A 14,606-nucleotide genomic window follows, 5' to 3' on the forward strand; every position below is an offset into this window, starting at 1 on the left:
CCCTCAAAACAAAATTGACAGACTACTAGGACTGATACTATTTCACCACAACCCTGATACGCATAGATTTCTCGTAGGGGCACGGCACTGCCGTGCCCTTACCGCCGTGCCCTTACCGCCGTGCCCTTACCGCCGTGCCCTTACCGCCGTGCCCTTACCGCCGTGCCCTTACCGCCGTGCCCTTACCGCCGTGCCCTTACCGCCGTGCCCTTACCGCCGTGCCCTTACCGCCATGCCCTTACCGCCATGCCCTTAGCGCCGTGCCCTTACCGCCGTGCCCTTACGCGTAAAGGTGTGCGCCCCAAAAGTGTGGTTTATTTACCCGAAGTTACTGGTGAACCGATTTTTTGTAGTCAAGTTGCCTTATAATTACGGAAAACATATGTTTAATTTAAAACTGATAAGTTTTCCGTTCCAGATAATAGTGAAAACTGCATACAGCAAAGACAGATGAGCATCATCATTTGCCCTGGAATCCATGAGCCAGCCTTAACTGAGAGCTTTATATCAGGGTGTTTAGATCGAATTTCTGAGCGGTCAACCAGTAAAAATACAGAGAAAATACTCACTTTTCCTGGACAGGGTTATTTGACGTTATCCGCATTTCACATTTTGCATTTTTTGGGCGATCGCCTAAAAGATAGGCTAGAATCCCCAGTTATATTCATTAGCTTTAGTGCTGGTGTAGTCGGGGCGATTGTCGCCGCTTCGGGATGGCAACTTTTAGGAGGTAACATTAAAGCATTTATTGCTATAGATGGCTGGGGCGTACCACTTGTGGGTAATTTTCCCATACATAGGATGAGCCATGATTATTTTACTCACTGGAGTTCATCTTGGCTCGGCGCTGGGCAAGATAATTTTTATGCCGAACCTGCAGTTGAGCATTTATCGATGTGGCGATCGCCTCAAACCGTACAAGGTTGCTGGGTAGACCCGTCTTTGGGAGTTCCCCCCCCAAGCGATCGCCTCAGTGCTGCGGAATTTTTACATTTGCTCTTAATGCGCTATCAAGAAAATAGTCCGGAAAACAGATTTCGTGACTAGGAGTGAGGAATAGGGAGTGAGGAGTTATCAATTATGAGTTATCAATTATGAATTATGAGTTATAAAAATTCTCCCCCACTCCCCCATCTCCCCCACTCTCCCACTCTCCGACTCTCCCACTCTCCATCTACCCTAGTAATATATTTAAGTATCTAATGTTTCCTACTGAACCTGCTGCTGTGAATAATGGGTTTGGCTCACTGGTAAAAAACCGTGCTTTTTTGCTCCTGTGGATTGGGCAACTAGTTTCCCAGTTAGCAGATAAGGTATTCTTTGTTTTGATGATTGCCTTGCTCGAAAATTATCCACCTCCTGCAGGATTGGCACAAAACACCATGTACTCCACTTTGATGGTGGCGTTTACGATCCCAGCGATTTTGTTTGGTTCTGCAGGTGGTATCTTTGTTGACCGGTTGCCCAAAAAGCTGATTATGGTTGGCTCGGATGTCGTGCGTGGGCTATTAACTTTATTAATTCCGTTTTTACCACGAGAATTCCTGATACTGTTGATACTCACATTTGCCATCTCCACGGTGACGCAGTTTTTTGCACCGGCGGAACAAGCAGCGATTCCCTTGTTGGTGCCACGGGAGAATTTAATGGCAGCCAATGCGCTGTTTAGCAGTACGATGATGGGAGCTTTAATAATTGGCTTTGCAGTGGGCGAGCCAATATTAAGTTGGGCAAAGAGCTATCTGGGACAAGAGTACGGTCAAGAATTGATAGTTAGTGCATTATATTTGTTATCGGGTGCGATTATGCAGCCGATTCATTTTCAAGAACACAAATCAACTGCAGAGCGACGCGCTACAGGTAAACCTTGGGCAGAATTTACAGCAAGTTTGCGCTATTTGAAGCAAAACCGGTTGGTGTTGAATGCTATGCTGCAACTGACAACTTTGTATTGCGTATTTGCAGCATTAACGGTACTGGCTATTAGATTAGCAGAAGACTTTGGGTTAAAGGAAAAACAGTTTGGTTTTTTCTTAGCAGCTGCTGGGGTAGGTATGGTATTTGGTGCAGGGTTTTTAGGTCACTGGGGTGATAAATTGCATCATAAACCCTTACCCTTAATTGGATTTTTGATGATGGCGCTGGTTTTAGGGGTCTTCACTTTCACTCACAACCTCTTGCTAGCGCTAGGACTCTGTGGGTTATTGGGTGTGGGTGCGTCCCTAATTGGTGTACCAATGCAAACTCTAATTCAACAACAAACACCACCCACAATGCATGGTAAAGTATTTGGCTTTCAAAATCATGCCGTAAATATTGCCCTGTCCTTACCCCTAGCAATTACAGGTCCGTTAACTGATACTCTCGGTTTACGCACTGTCCTGGTGGGAATGAGCCTTGTTGTTGCGGCTGTTGGGGTTTGGGCTTGGCAAAATACCCGTCGAGTACTGCAAGATTTAATATGAGTTTCTTTCGCTGCAGTTGGGCAAAATTTTCAGTATTTTCCCAAATCTAGGACTTACGCACTGTACAAATTAATCATTGTGTGCATTTATCAAAATCCTGAGTTTCAGGCTTTGATTAATCATTACTTTGATGGTAAATAGATCCACGCTATGCAAAACCCGAAACCCCCAATCCCCAATCCCCAATCCCCAATCCCCAATCCCCAATCCCCAATCCCCAATCCCCAATCCCCAGTCCCCAACATTAAAATATAAAGATATATAAGACTTTAATGAAACTTTTCTATTAAAATGAAATCGTGACTACAGAATTTCCGCATTAACTTAGCTATTCTCTGAGGTTTGACAGTGCGTTCACGAAGTGTGCCCGGAGGAGATTCGCCTTCTCCAATCAGTCTCCCACAAACTGAGAATCACTTGCAGCCCTTTGCTGCTAACTCAGCCCCCGTAGCTCCCACACGCGCCTCTGGTGGTTTTGCTCTGCTAGATAGTCTCCTGCGTCACGGTGTTGAGTATATTTTTGGTTATCCCGGTGGGGCAATTCTGCCAATTTATGATGACCTCTACAAGGTAGAAGAGACTGGTAGTATTAAGCACATACTTGTGAGACACGAGCAAGGCGCATCCCATGCTGCTGATGGTTACGCCCGTGCTACTGGCAAAGTGGGTGTGTGCTTTGGTACTTCAGGTCCAGGGGCAACTAACTTGGTAACGGGTATCGCCACCGCCTACATGGATTCAATTCCGATGATTGTGGTGACGGGACAGGTGCCACGGGCGTCAATTGGTACGGATGCGTTTCAAGAAACCGATATTTACGGGATTACCTTGCCAATTGTCAAACACTCTTATGTAGTGCGCGACCCGAAGGATATGGCACGGATTGTAGCCGAAGCTTTCCACATCGCTAGTACGGGGCGTCCGGGACCGGTTTTAATTGATGTCCCTAAAGATGTGGCTTTAGAACAATTTGATTATGTGCCTGTGGAACCGGGTACGGTGAAGTTACCTGGCTATCGCCCGACGGTGAAGGGAAATCCCAGACAAATTAATGCAGCCATTAAATTAATTCGTGAGAGTCGCCGTCCGCTATTGTATGTGGGTGGGGGTGCGATCGCCGCTGCTGCCCATGAGGAAGTTAAGGAACTAGCTGAGTTATTCAATATCCCCGTCACCACAACTTTGATGGGTATTGGCGCCTTTGACGAACATCATCCTCTGTCGGTGGCAATGTTAGGGATGCATGGCACCGCCTACGCCAATTTTGCTGTGACTGACTGTGATTTGCTGATTTGTGTCGGCGCCAGATTTGATGACCGCGTGACTGGTAAATTAGATGAATTCGCCTCCCGCGCCAAAGTAATTCACATCGACATTGACCCTGCAGAAGTGGGTAAAAATCGGGTGCCAGAAGTGCCCATCGTCGGTGATGTGCGGAACGTGCTGCTTGATATCTTGCGTCGATGTAAAAGCGCCGGAATCAAACCGACACCCAACCAAAATCAAGAATGGCTGAACTTGATTAACCGCTGGCGGGAAGAATATCCTTTAGAAGTGCCCCACTATCCCGATAGCATCTCACCCCAAGAGGTGATTGTCGAAATCGGTAGTCAAGCCCCCCACGCCTACTACACCACAGATGTCGGTCAACATCAAATGTGGGCAGCACAATTCCTCAAAAATGGACCCCGGCGCTGGATTTCCAGTGGCGGTTTGGGAACGATGGGATTTGGTGTCCCAGCAGCTATGGGCGCGAAAGTGGCGTTTCCCGATGAAGAAGTGATTTGTATCAGCGGTGACGCCAGTTTCCAAATGTGTTTGCAGGAACTGGGGACGCTAGCACAATATAAGATTAATGTCAAGACTGTAATTCTCAATAATGGCTGGCAAGGGATGGTGCGCCAGTGGCAACAAGCCTTCTACGGCGAGCGTTACTCATGTTCTAACATGGAAGTAGGGATGCCAGATATTGAATTATTGGCAAAAGCCTACGGCATCAAAGGCATGGTGATTAGCAAGCATGAAGAACTCAAAGATGCGATCGCCGAAATGCTAGCACATAATGGGCCAGTAATTGTGGATGTCCGCGTCACCAGAGATGAAAACTGCTATCCAATGGTAGCGCCAGGTAAGAGCAACGCCCAGATGGTTGGCTTACCAAAGCAAGCACCAAAAGCTGCGATAGAACCAGTCTATTGCAGCCATTGTGGCGCGAAAAATGCTCCCAATCACAACTTTTGTGCTGAGTGTGGTACCAAGCTGTAAACTCGTAGGGGCACGGCACTGCCGTGCCCTTACACCATGCGATATAATTTTGTACCACATCTGAATGTGTTGGGCGATATTGTAAATATATCGGCTCTTCCGTACTTAGCGTGCTGAATTTGTTAAAAAATAAGTTTGAAACCCTTGCGTGGCTCCGATAAAAGCCATTATTTTTTGTATTTGAGCTACTGTTACTAAAAATCAAATTATAAACGCCTGTAAGCCTTGTTATTAAAGCAATTTAATCGACTTTCATTAATAATTAAGCACGCTACACACGCAAGAGCCATAATTTTAGACGATACATATTTTGGGTCTATTCAGAGTTTATGCGTAAAGGTGCAAGATGTGAATTATCGCCTAAGTCATGTAATTTGACTGGCATTGCCTAAAAATCCGAAAAATAGGATACTCATGATGTATCTAAAGCAAAACCAGAATTTTTCTGGTAATGACAGCGTTAGCACGCTCTAATTTTTATTCAAGCACACAAATCCCAGAGGTAGGCACTATGACTAACAACCCAGGTGGTTTTTCAATTGGCGGTTCAGCAGGTGGTAAAATTAATAACCTTCAAGGCGATAATAACCGCGCAGTTCAAGGAGACAATAATCAGGTAGTCCTGGGAGATGGAAATCAAGTCACACAACAAAACCAAGTAGGTGCTAATGCTGAAACTGCTCTCACTAAAGATGAGATTATCAAGTTGTTTTTAGAACTGGAAACATTAATTCAACAAGCAGGATTACCAGCAGATACCAAAGAAGAAGTAATTGAAGATTTAGGTGCAGCAAAGAAAGCCACAGACAAAGAAGAACCGAATAAAAACCGAGCATTAGAGCGTTTAACTAGTGTTGCAGACACACTTGATAAAACTAGTAAAACTGTAGAATCTAGTCAGAAAATTTGGACAATAGCTAAACCAATTATTACCAAAATTGCTCTCTGGCTGGGAGCGGCTGCAGGTTCTCATCTGTTGGGATTATAGAACTAAATTATAGGATTCCTAATTGATTTTTGAACATATACGTAGGGTGTGTTAGCGTAGTAACGCACCAAAGCCTTCAGATGGTGCGTTACGCTACGCTAACACACCCTACAGATATTACAGATACTTAGATTTTTGAAAAAATTAAACTAGACTACTATATGAGCCAGTCGCCTGATATTTCTCTAAACAAAAATGCACTTCAGGGGAATGAAAACACCGCACTTCAAGGGGATAAAAATCAGGCAATTCTGGGAAATAGTAACACCGTATTTTATGGGAACAATAACCAAATACAGTTTGTTGTTCCCATAAATAAGAAGTTACAGCAACAGCAACGCAAAATTCCTCCTCTATTACCCTATTTAGTCAACCGTAGCCAGCAGGAGCATGAACTAGAAAAGAGCATAAAAAAGTTAATGCAAAAAGCGCCACTCTCTCCTATAATCTGTATCATTCATGGAGATGAGTTTCAAAGCCATGACAAGTTTTTAGAACGTTTGCATACAGTTTTATTACCTAGACTTTTAGGACAAGACTCAATTAAAAAATATTATTTACCCTCTCCTCCAAAATTTAAGAATTACCATGAAATTTCAGATTACTTACGCAACAGATTAGCAGAGATAGTTATCAAACGTAATTCTGCTTCTCTAGAAGAAATTAATGGTTTTTTTAATAAATCTCCCATTCCTATTCTTATTCACACTTGTTTATTGACTGAACAATTGCAAAAACAAGAATCTGAAATTTTGCATAATCTCCTGAATTTTTGGCAGACATTGCCTATTCAGATTAACCAAAATTTAATAATATGTATATTGATTCAATACCAAACTAGGCGGAAAAAGCGTACTAAAAAATCTAATAAAATTAGCTTATTTTTGAGGTTTGTACGTTATTTTTTCAATCTAGATCGCTACCAGAGAGTCAATCAAAAAATTTCTCAGCAGATAGAATTACTTTCACAATCTAATTTTGATAAATTTAATCGTTTGTCAGGTCTTGTTTTACCAGAGCTAACTGGAATAAATCGAGGAGACGTTGAGGATTGGGTACGTATGGAATATACTCAAAATGTTATTGGAGAAGCAATGGCTGATAAATTGCTCAAAGAAATTAGAGAGTTGTTTTACGAATGGGAAGAAAAACACTCATCGAATACAATACCGATGGATGATTTAGCTGAGAACTTAATCAAACTGCTAAAATCTAATCTATCAGATGAGGGATAAATCACATGAAGTTTCCCTTTTATTCAGGTATCGGAAACCGTCAAAAATCTGAGTTACCAGTAACTCTACCTGTGTCTCCACGTTCTCAATTACTCCAGCCAGAGAATTATATTGCAGATGCGGGTTTAAAAGATGCGTGTAATGTGGCACTGTTGTTAGGACAACCTCTACTCCTGACTGGTGAACCAGGGACAGGTAAAACTCAACTGGCTTACAGTCTAGCATGGGAACTTGGACTTGGGGAGCCGTTGAAGTTTGAAACTAAATCTACAAGTGTTGCTCGTGAGTTATTCTATACTTATGATGCATTAAAGCGTTTCCAAGATCTGCAAAGTGGAGTGACTGAAACTAAATTTTTAGATTATATTACTTTCCAAGCTTTAGGATTGGCAATTTTACGCAGTAAAAATCCAGAGGAAGTCAAGCATTTACTACCATCAGAAATTATACATTCCGAGAAAGGGCGTTCTGTAGTTTTAATTGATGAAATTGATAAAGCACCCCGTGACTTTGCCAATGATTTACTCAATGAATTAGAATTGATGTATTTTCGAGTTCCTGAATTAGCTAATGAAAAAATTGTGGGAGATGCAAACTTACAACCGATTGTAATTATTACTAGTAATTCGGAAAAAGATTTACCAGATGCTTTCTTGAGACGTTGTATTTATTACGATATTCCTTTTCCTGAATTGGAGCGCCTGGGGGAAATTGTCGCTAATCGTTTAGGGATAAATGCTGGTAGTAGTCCTTTTTTACAAGCTGCTCTCAGTTTATTTTATCGGTTACGTTCTCCCCAAATTGGGTTGAGAAAAAAACCTGCAACTTCTGAATTATTAAGCTGGCTGATAATTTTACAAAAATTTACTCAAGAATCAGAAAATCCTTTAATGCAAAGGGAAGTAGTTTTTCGCACTCTGAGTAGCTTAATCAAAACTGCAGAAGATCAAGAAAAAGCGAGAAAAGTTGTAGAACAGTGGATACAGGAACAGAAAAAAACTACCCAGATTGGCTAAATCCTGATGTCTTGATGGCGTTCATTGATGAACTCAGGGAAGCAGGTTACAAAATTGGTATACCTCAATATATTGCAGCCCAGGATTTAATATTAATATTGATTGCTCAGGGAGAAAATCTAGATAGTCCAGAGCGACTAAGAAATTTTTTAAGTCCGATTTTTTGTAGTTCACCAATTGAGCAAGAAGAATTTCAGCAACGTTTTGACAATTGGGTGAAATTATTTAGCAACACCAATCTTTTTCAAGAGAAAGTAGATGTAGAAGCTGAAGCATTTTCCGCCGAACTAGAAACAGAACGCGCACACTCCTATCAAATTCAGCGTCTCATACTTCTTGTTATTGCTATAACTATTTTTATTTCTATTCCCCTATTTCCGTCCTACACAGAGAAGCGGTCTTTCATAGAACCACGACCAACACCAACAGCACCAATTCCCACACCAACAGAACCACTACCGACACCAACAGGGACACTACCAACAGTACCGCCAAGACTAGTCAAAACAGAACCGAGTAAAACACCTCCTCCCAGCTTGCCATTTAATTGGCGAATACTGTTATTTGTATTGATTATTTATCTTATTATATTTTTAGTCTGGCGACTGTGGTGGTTGTGGCGTGCTAACCTATTTCTGCAACGTCATAGTACAACACAAAAGCCTGAGCTACAAACAATTTCTATTACTGGATTTGAGGAGAAATTATTTCCCAGCCTTGTATTGTTAAAAATTGCTCAGAGTTTAAGACATCGCATCCGTGTGCCATCTAACGAAATTGATGTGAATAAAACTATTGATGCAACTCTGAGCCGGGGAGGATGGCTAACTCCAGTTTATCAAACTTATCAAGTTCTCCCAGAATATCTCTTTCTGATTAACCGCACTAGTTACCGTGACCATCAAGCGAAATTTATTGAAGGAATAATAGAAGGTCTAAAACACGAAGGAGTATTTATTACCATCTATTTTTTTGATGATGATCCACGAATCTGTTTTGCCGATGATGACAAAAGTTATCCATTAAGACTCAGAGATATTATCTCAAAATATAGTGAACATTCTCTGGTGATAATTTCTGATACAGAGAATTTTTTTAGCTCTATTAGTGGGGAATTAGAGCCTTGGGTAAATCAGTTGACTAACTGGGATAACCGGGCAATTTTAACACCTACACCAGTGGAAAATTGGGGGTATCAGGAATTAGAACTGGCACAAGAATTTATGATTTTACCCGCAACACTCAAAGGGTTAGAGGCGTTGAGTCAAAGATTGCGCCAGGGATGGGCGACTTATTTTGTTGGGGAAGAAACGCGAATACCTCTACCAGATGGGTTGCGTACACGTCCTTATTTTTGGATAGAACGTAATCCCCCACCAACTGAGCAGATTAATGCTATGTTGGACACATTAGAAAAATATCTTGGTAAGCATGGCTTTTATTGGCTGAGTGCTTGTGCTGTATTTCCAGAGTTGCACTGGAACATGACTATTTATTTAGGTAATGTGCTGAAAATCGAGTCAGGTGCATCTCTAATAGAAGTGTGTTCATTAACTGATTTAGCTCGTTTACCGTGGTTACGTTATGGTTATATGCCAGACTGGTTGCGTGTTTACCTAATTACAACACTTACCCCAGAGCAACAGCAGATAATTCGGACTGCGCTGCAAAATTTATTAATTACGGCTGTTCAAGGTTCTGTTAGCAAATTACAATTAGAAATAGCTAGACAATATCATCAGTTTCTGCCAAAATTAGCTAATCCAATTCTTTATTTATTATCTAAACAAGCATCTGTTAATAGTCAATTACGGGATTACATTTTTTTAGGCTTTATGAGAGGACAATCTGTACTGGCGATGAAAGTATCAGATGAATTTAGTCGCTCTCTACAAAATCAGAAAAGATATGCTTGGTGGAGAAAAGTATTAAGAAAGCTGGGAATAGTTGTTAAACCACCAATTCAAGAGCCGAGTTTTGCTAAATCACGAAACTCTAGTCCCTCGTTAATCAACCGCAGACAATTTTTGCAGCGCCTTGGTTGGGGAGGAAGCGGTTTAGTGATAGCAGTGGTGGCTGATTCGATTACGAAAAATACTAATACTAATACTAATACCTTACCCAATTCTAGCGCGACTCCTTTAAAAACTTTTGAGTTTGAAATAGTCAGAGTCAACGCACAAGGAAATATTACCAATAGAGACACACGTCAAGCAAAATCTTTCATGGAAGATTTGGGGAATGGCGTAACTCTAGAAATGGTGGCTATTCCTGGTGGTGATTTTATGATGGGTTCACCACCGGGGGAGAAAGGTCGAAGTCAATATGAAAGTCCACAGCATCCAGTAGCAGTTCCTGGATTTTTCATGGGGAAATATGAAGTTACTCAGGCGCAGTATCGAGCTATAATGGGGACAAATCCATCCAGTTTTAAAGGTGATAACCGACCTGTAGAACAAGTGAGTTGGAATGATGCGGTTGAGTTTTGTCAAAACTTAAGTAATATAACGGGGCGTAACTATCGCTTGCCAAGTGAGGCAGAATGGGAGTATGCTTGTCGTGCTGCGACTAATACGCCGTTTTATTTTGGTGAAACAATTACGGCGGACTTGGCTAATTATAATTCTGACTTCACTTACGCATCTGAACCTAAAGGTAAATATCGTCAGCAAACAACACCTGTAGGCACCTTTGCCCCCAATGCCTTTGGTTTGTATGATATGCACGGTAATGTGTGGGAGTGGTGTCAAGACCATTGGCATGATAATTATAATGGCGCACCTAGAGACGGACGTGCTTGGGTGAATGATAATGATAATCGAAATCTCCGGCTGCTGCGCGGTGGTTCTTGGAGCACCTATCCTGGTTATTGCCGTTCTGCTTCTCGCAACAACTACTACCCCGACAACCGCTCCTACAATATCGGTTTTCGCGTTGTGTGTGTGGGTGCGGCCGCGTGGATTCTTCGCCCTTGACACTTTAGCCCTTTTGCCCTCTGCACTTCTTCTCTTTGCCCTTTTGAAGTGTAGCGGAGCGGAGCGATCAATTTTTTTTAGAACTATGGATGTCAGCATCTAAACCATTAAATGTAATAATAGCATAGTTTGCTGATAATAATCATGTAAATTTTATTTACAGAATTAATGGAAGAATTGTCGATTATCCAAAAAACCTACGATTTAATCAAATGGTACATTCCAATTCTTAATCGGCTGCCCAAAAATCATAGATTTACCTTGGGCGACAGGATGATAAATGGATTGTATGATTCACTAGAGGGGTTGCTTGTCGCTCGTTATAGCCAAGAAAAATTCACTCAATTAGAATTACTCCAAAGTCACTTAGATATTTTACGCTATCAAACCCGGATTTTATTCGACTTTAATTTAATTGCCATAGACCGCTACGAATATGCAGGTAAATTAATCACTGCCATTGGCGTAGAGCTAGTACTCTGTCAAGATAAAAATGATGGACTGTAGTGCGGGCATCTTGCCCGCGTGAGCGAGACGCTCACACTACCAAAAATCCCTCAAAACAAAATTGACAGACTACTAGGAGGATGGCTCAAGCAACAAAGCAAACACTATAGCATTTCTCGTCAAGAGTGAGGTACACCCGTAAGGGCACGGCAGTGCCGTGCCCTTACACCGCGTGATCCAATTTTGTAATTATAGCGGTTCTCAATTGCATAGAATACAGATCATTGGTAGGGGCACAGCAATGCTGTGCCCTATTGTGTTCGGTAAAAGAATAACAGTATAGCACTGAACAGATAATTGACAACTGATACCGGCAGCACAACAAAAAAGCGCAACCCCAAGTTATCATCATCAAGTAGTTTTGATAACTATGTGATGTCCAAAAAAATTACTATAGGTTTAATCCTGCTGTTGCTGGGTACGCAGATTGGTGTTACCCAGCAAACAGCGACAGCGCAAACACCAACACCAGTTGCACCCCCAAGCACCACAAAATCAATTTGTCCTGCTCAACTAGGGTCAGCCGTAGATGCTATTATCAATCGTCCCCTATTTAGTCGCGTGCGTTGGGGAATTTTAGTACAACCCCTGTCATCTGGACAAACTCTTTACAGTCGAGATGCTCAGAAATACTTTACACCAGCTTCTAATACTAAATTGTTGACAACAGCCGCAGCATTGCAGCAATTGGGTGCAAATTTTCGCTTTCGCACCTCTATATATCAGACCGGTGATGGTGTTTTGCGTGTCGTGGGTAGGGGAGATCCCAGCTTAAGTGATACTCAATTGCAAGCATTAGCACAGCAATTGAAACAAAAGGGAATTACCCAAATCAAACAATTGATTGCTGATGATAGTTATATTCAAGGCGATATTGTTAACTCTACCTGGCAATGGGAAGACCTACAATCAGACTATGGCGCACCAGTTAGCAGCTTTATTTTAAATGAAAATGTTTTTAGCTTCAAACTGATACCGCAAGCCGTAGGAAAACCATTACAAATCGCCTGGACTGATGCCAACGAAGCCAGACAATGGCGGATAATTAATCAATCAGCAACAGTGGGGCAAAATCCCACATTCATTAACGTTACCCGCGAATTATCTGGAAACGTCTTGCGAATCCAAGGACAATTAACAGGGAATTCTGAACCATATTTAGTAACTTTACCTGTCGTTGATCCTAATTATTATTTTTTACGCCGCTTTCGCACTGCTTTAACACGGGAAAAAATTACTTTAGGCGCAACATTGGTATCAACTGGTGGTAATGAACAACAGGAAATAGCATTTGTAGATTCCCCACCTTTATCAGACTTATTGATGGAAACTCTCCAGAATAGTAATAATCTTTATGCTGAAGCCCTATTGAGAGCATTAGCTTTTCAACAACCCAGATTATCAAATAAAAATACCGCTGATATTGGCTTAGAAAATGTCAAAGCCAATTTAACTAAGTTAGGAGTTGATCCGACAAATTACGTTTTGGTAGACGGTTCTGGTTTATCACGTCGTAACTTAATTGCGCCAGAAGCTTTTGTGCAAACATTACGAGGAATAGCGAAAACACCAGTTGCATCTGTGTATCGTGCATCCTTACCTGTCGCCGGCAAAAGTGGGACGATCAAAAACCGTTTTCGCAATACATCTGCAGAGGGGATTGTGCAAGCAAAAACGGGTACTTTAACTGGTGCTGTTTCCCTATCTGGTTATGTGAATGGGACTAAATATGAGCCATTGGTTTTTAGTATTATGGTGAATCAAAGTGAACAGCCGGTGAGTGTTTTGCGACGAGCAATTGATGAAATTGTCGTGTTGTTAACACAATTGCAGCGTTGTTAATTGATGGTTACTTACGGATGACAATTGGTGTGCCAATCGATGCCCAGTTGAATAGCCATTTAGCGTGATTAGGCGCGAGATTTACACAGCCGTGGCTAACTGGAGTCCCAAATCTCCGGTGCCAGTAGGCTCCGTGAATTCCATAACTTCCTTGGTAAAACATTACATAGGGTACGTTGGGAACATCATAATTTTTCCCTCGCATTCGAGTAGTTTTAAATTTGGATTGAATCTTAAAAATACCGATGCGAGTGGGGGTAGATTTTTTCCCTGAAGAAATAGCGATCGCATAAACTGGCGTTCGACCTTTCCAAGCAATTAACCGTTGCTTTGTAAGATTAACTTGAATCCAGCGTTGATCGGATTGTTTTAGCGTTTCGATAGTTTTGATAATCGTTTGGTTCTGCGAATTTGTCGAGACTAGACTCGATCCCGGACTCGCAACACTCAAGGAGAATGTAGCAGCAGCAAGGAATATTTTTAAACCACGCATCCAATTGGAATCAATCAGGCTTTTCATCGTAAATAAACCTCCATAATAGAGTTTAGGGATAGTTTTGAGTTGGTACTTTAAAATACCCTAATTCTTGTATTAATTTTCTAGCTTGTTGAGTAATGATCTGCCAATTTCCATCTGTTACCAGTTGTTTGGGAAATAATTGACCGCTTAAACCAACTGCGATCGCCCCTGCTTGCAAAAATCCTTTAGCATTTTCTAGGGTGACTCCCCCAGTGGGAATCAGGGGAATTTTACCTAAAGGAGCTTGTAAACTTTTGATATAGTTAGCCCCTCCCATTGCTTCCACGGGGAAGACTTTGACACAGGTGGCGCCATGATTCCAAGCGGTGACGATTTCCGTGGGAGAGAGGGCGCCGGGGATGATGGGTATATCTTGCTCAACTGCTGCGTGAATCATCGCTGGGTCAACGTGGGGTGTGAAGAGAAATTGTGCCCCAGAGGCGATCGCTTCTTGCAGCTGCTGGACATTATATAACGTCCCAGTGCCTATGATACAATCTGGTAATTGAGAACGTAATTGACCGATTAATTCAGCAGGGCGATCGCTATTCCAGGTAATTTCAATGAGCCGCATTCCCCCAGATGCTACAGCCAAAGCCATTTGCTGTGCCAATTTCATTTGATCGGCGCGAATTACGGCGATCGCTCTTTGTTGTTGCAACTTTGATAACCAAACTTTAGACATTTTAACAAAAATCAGGATTATTTCAATGGGGATTTTTTCAATTGTCACTCCCTAAATGTTCAAGTGATAGGGGCGCAAGGCCTTGCGCCCCTACAATAGATTTTGAAT

General features: G+C 41.9%; 12 protein-coding genes and 1 pseudogene. 10 read left to right on the plus strand and 3 right to left on the minus strand.

Annotation, left to right across the window (positions count from 1 at the left end; translation table 11 throughout):
* The first annotated feature begins 120 nt into the window (after positions 1–120).
* The 3 genes from HEQ19_21560 to HEQ19_21570 all read left to right on the plus strand — a co-directional run bounded on the left by HEQ19_21560 (position 121) and on the right by HEQ19_21570 (position 2,465).
* On the plus strand, positions 121–369 hold the full coding sequence (locus tag HEQ19_21560; GenBank protein ID WYM01705.1) for a hypothetical protein: 249 nt from the start codon (positions 121–123) through the stop codon (positions 367–369).
* Positions 370–450: 81 nt separating this feature from the next.
* The gene (locus tag HEQ19_21565) at positions 451–1,047 is read left to right on the plus strand and encodes a hypothetical protein (protein ID WYM01706.1); all 597 of its coding nucleotides are present in this window, start codon (positions 451–453) and stop codon (positions 1,045–1,047) included.
* A gap of 155 nt (positions 1,048–1,202) precedes the next feature.
* On the plus strand, positions 1,203–2,465 hold the full coding sequence (locus HEQ19_21570; protein WYM01707.1) for an MFS transporter: 1,263 nt from the start codon (positions 1,203–1,205) through the stop codon (positions 2,463–2,465).
* Positions 2,466–2,534: 69 nt separating this feature from the next.
* Here HEQ19_21570 and HEQ19_21575 read toward each other — a convergent pair whose 3' ends face one another.
* Positions 2,535–2,693, minus strand: a complete 159-nt coding sequence (locus HEQ19_21575) for a hypothetical protein (GenBank protein WYM01708.1) — start codon at positions 2,691–2,693, stop codon at positions 2,535–2,537.
* 120 nt (positions 2,694–2,813) lie between these two features.
* Between HEQ19_21575 and ilvB the strand changes: the two genes are divergently transcribed.
* From ilvB to dacB, 7 genes and pseudogenes are all read left to right on the plus strand, one after another.
* Positions 2,814–4,730, plus strand: coding sequence for a biosynthetic-type acetolactate synthase large subunit (gene ilvB / locus HEQ19_21580; protein WYM01709.1), 1,917 nt, complete (start codon positions 2,814–2,816; stop codon positions 4,728–4,730).
* 511 nt (positions 4,731–5,241) lie between these two features.
* Positions 5,242–5,718, plus strand: coding sequence for a hypothetical protein (locus HEQ19_21585; GenBank protein ID WZI66979.1), 477 nt, complete (start codon positions 5,242–5,244; stop codon positions 5,716–5,718).
* A 161-nt stretch (positions 5,719–5,879) separates the two neighbouring features.
* Positions 5,880–6,953 carry a hypothetical protein gene (locus HEQ19_21590; GenBank protein ID WYM01710.1) on the plus strand — a complete coding sequence of 358 codons (1,074 nt, stop codon included), beginning with the start codon at positions 5,880–5,882 and terminating at the stop codon, positions 6,951–6,953.
* A gap of 5 nt (positions 6,954–6,958) precedes the next feature.
* Positions 6,959–7,969, plus strand: a complete 1,011-nt coding sequence (locus HEQ19_21595; protein WYM01711.1) for a MoxR family ATPase — start codon at positions 6,959–6,961, stop codon at positions 7,967–7,969.
* 2,003 nt (positions 7,970–9,972) lie between these two features.
* Positions 9,973–10,944 (plus strand): annotated as a pseudogene (locus HEQ19_31235) (formylglycine-generating enzyme family protein).
* A 168-nt stretch (positions 10,945–11,112) separates the two neighbouring features.
* Complete coding sequence (gene avd, locus HEQ19_21605) at positions 11,113–11,451, plus strand: diversity-generating retroelement protein Avd (protein WYM01712.1); 339 nt, start codon at positions 11,113–11,115, stop codon at positions 11,449–11,451.
* Between the two features lie 375 nt (positions 11,452–11,826).
* A complete protein-coding gene (gene dacB, locus HEQ19_21610) occupies positions 11,827–13,293 on the plus strand; it encodes a D-alanyl-D-alanine carboxypeptidase/D-alanyl-D-alanine-endopeptidase (protein ID WYM01713.1) in 1,467 nt (488 codons plus the stop codon).
* Positions 13,294–13,300: 7 nt separating this feature from the next.
* Here dacB and HEQ19_21615 read toward each other — a convergent pair whose 3' ends face one another.
* Both HEQ19_21615 and HEQ19_21620 read right to left on the minus strand, forming a co-directional pair.
* Entirely contained in the window at positions 13,301–13,813 is a 513-nt protein-coding gene (locus tag HEQ19_21615) for a L,D-transpeptidase (protein WYM01714.1), read from the minus strand.
* A 25-nt stretch (positions 13,814–13,838) separates the two neighbouring features.
* Positions 13,839–14,498 carry a bifunctional 4-hydroxy-2-oxoglutarate aldolase/2-dehydro-3-deoxy-phosphogluconate aldolase gene (locus tag HEQ19_21620; GenBank protein ID WYM03541.1) on the minus strand — a complete coding sequence of 220 codons (660 nt, stop codon included), beginning with the start codon at positions 14,496–14,498 and terminating at the stop codon, positions 13,839–13,841.
* Positions 14,499–14,606 lie beyond the last annotated feature (108 nt).

It is taken from the genome of Gloeotrichia echinulata CP02 (assembly GCA_038087035.1).
In the GTDB taxonomy this organism is placed as follows: domain Bacteria; phylum Cyanobacteriota; class Cyanobacteriia; order Cyanobacteriales; family Nostocaceae; genus Gloeotrichia; species Gloeotrichia echinulata.

Bases quoted from the DNA above. Each gene is read 5' to 3' on its own strand.
- HEQ19_21565 (WYM01706.1), top strand. From the start codon at position 451: ATGAGCATCATCATTTGCCCTGGAATCCATGAGCCAGCCTTAACTGAG.
- HEQ19_21615 (WYM01714.1), bottom strand. From the start codon at position 13,813: ATGAAAAGCCTGATTGATTCCAATTGGATGCGTGGTTTAAAAATATTC.
- HEQ19_21595 (WYM01711.1), top strand. From the start codon at position 6,959: ATGAAGTTTCCCTTTTATTCAGGTATCGGAAACCGTCAAAAATCTGAG.
- HEQ19_21590 (WYM01710.1), top strand. From the start codon at position 5,880: ATGAGCCAGTCGCCTGATATTTCTCTAAACAAAAATGCACTTCAGGGG.
- HEQ19_21570 (WYM01707.1), top strand. From the start codon at position 1,203: ATGTTTCCTACTGAACCTGCTGCTGTGAATAATGGGTTTGGCTCACTG.
- dacB (WYM01713.1), top strand. From the start codon at position 11,827: ATGTCCAAAAAAATTACTATAGGTTTAATCCTGCTGTTGCTGGGTACG.
- HEQ19_21585 (WZI66979.1), top strand. From the start codon at position 5,242: ATGACTAACAACCCAGGTGGTTTTTCAATTGGCGGTTCAGCAGGTGGT.
- HEQ19_21620 (WYM03541.1), bottom strand. From the start codon at position 14,498: ATGTCTAAAGTTTGGTTATCAAAGTTGCAACAACAAAGAGCGATCGCC.
- avd (WYM01712.1), top strand. From the start codon at position 11,113: ATGGAAGAATTGTCGATTATCCAAAAAACCTACGATTTAATCAAATGG.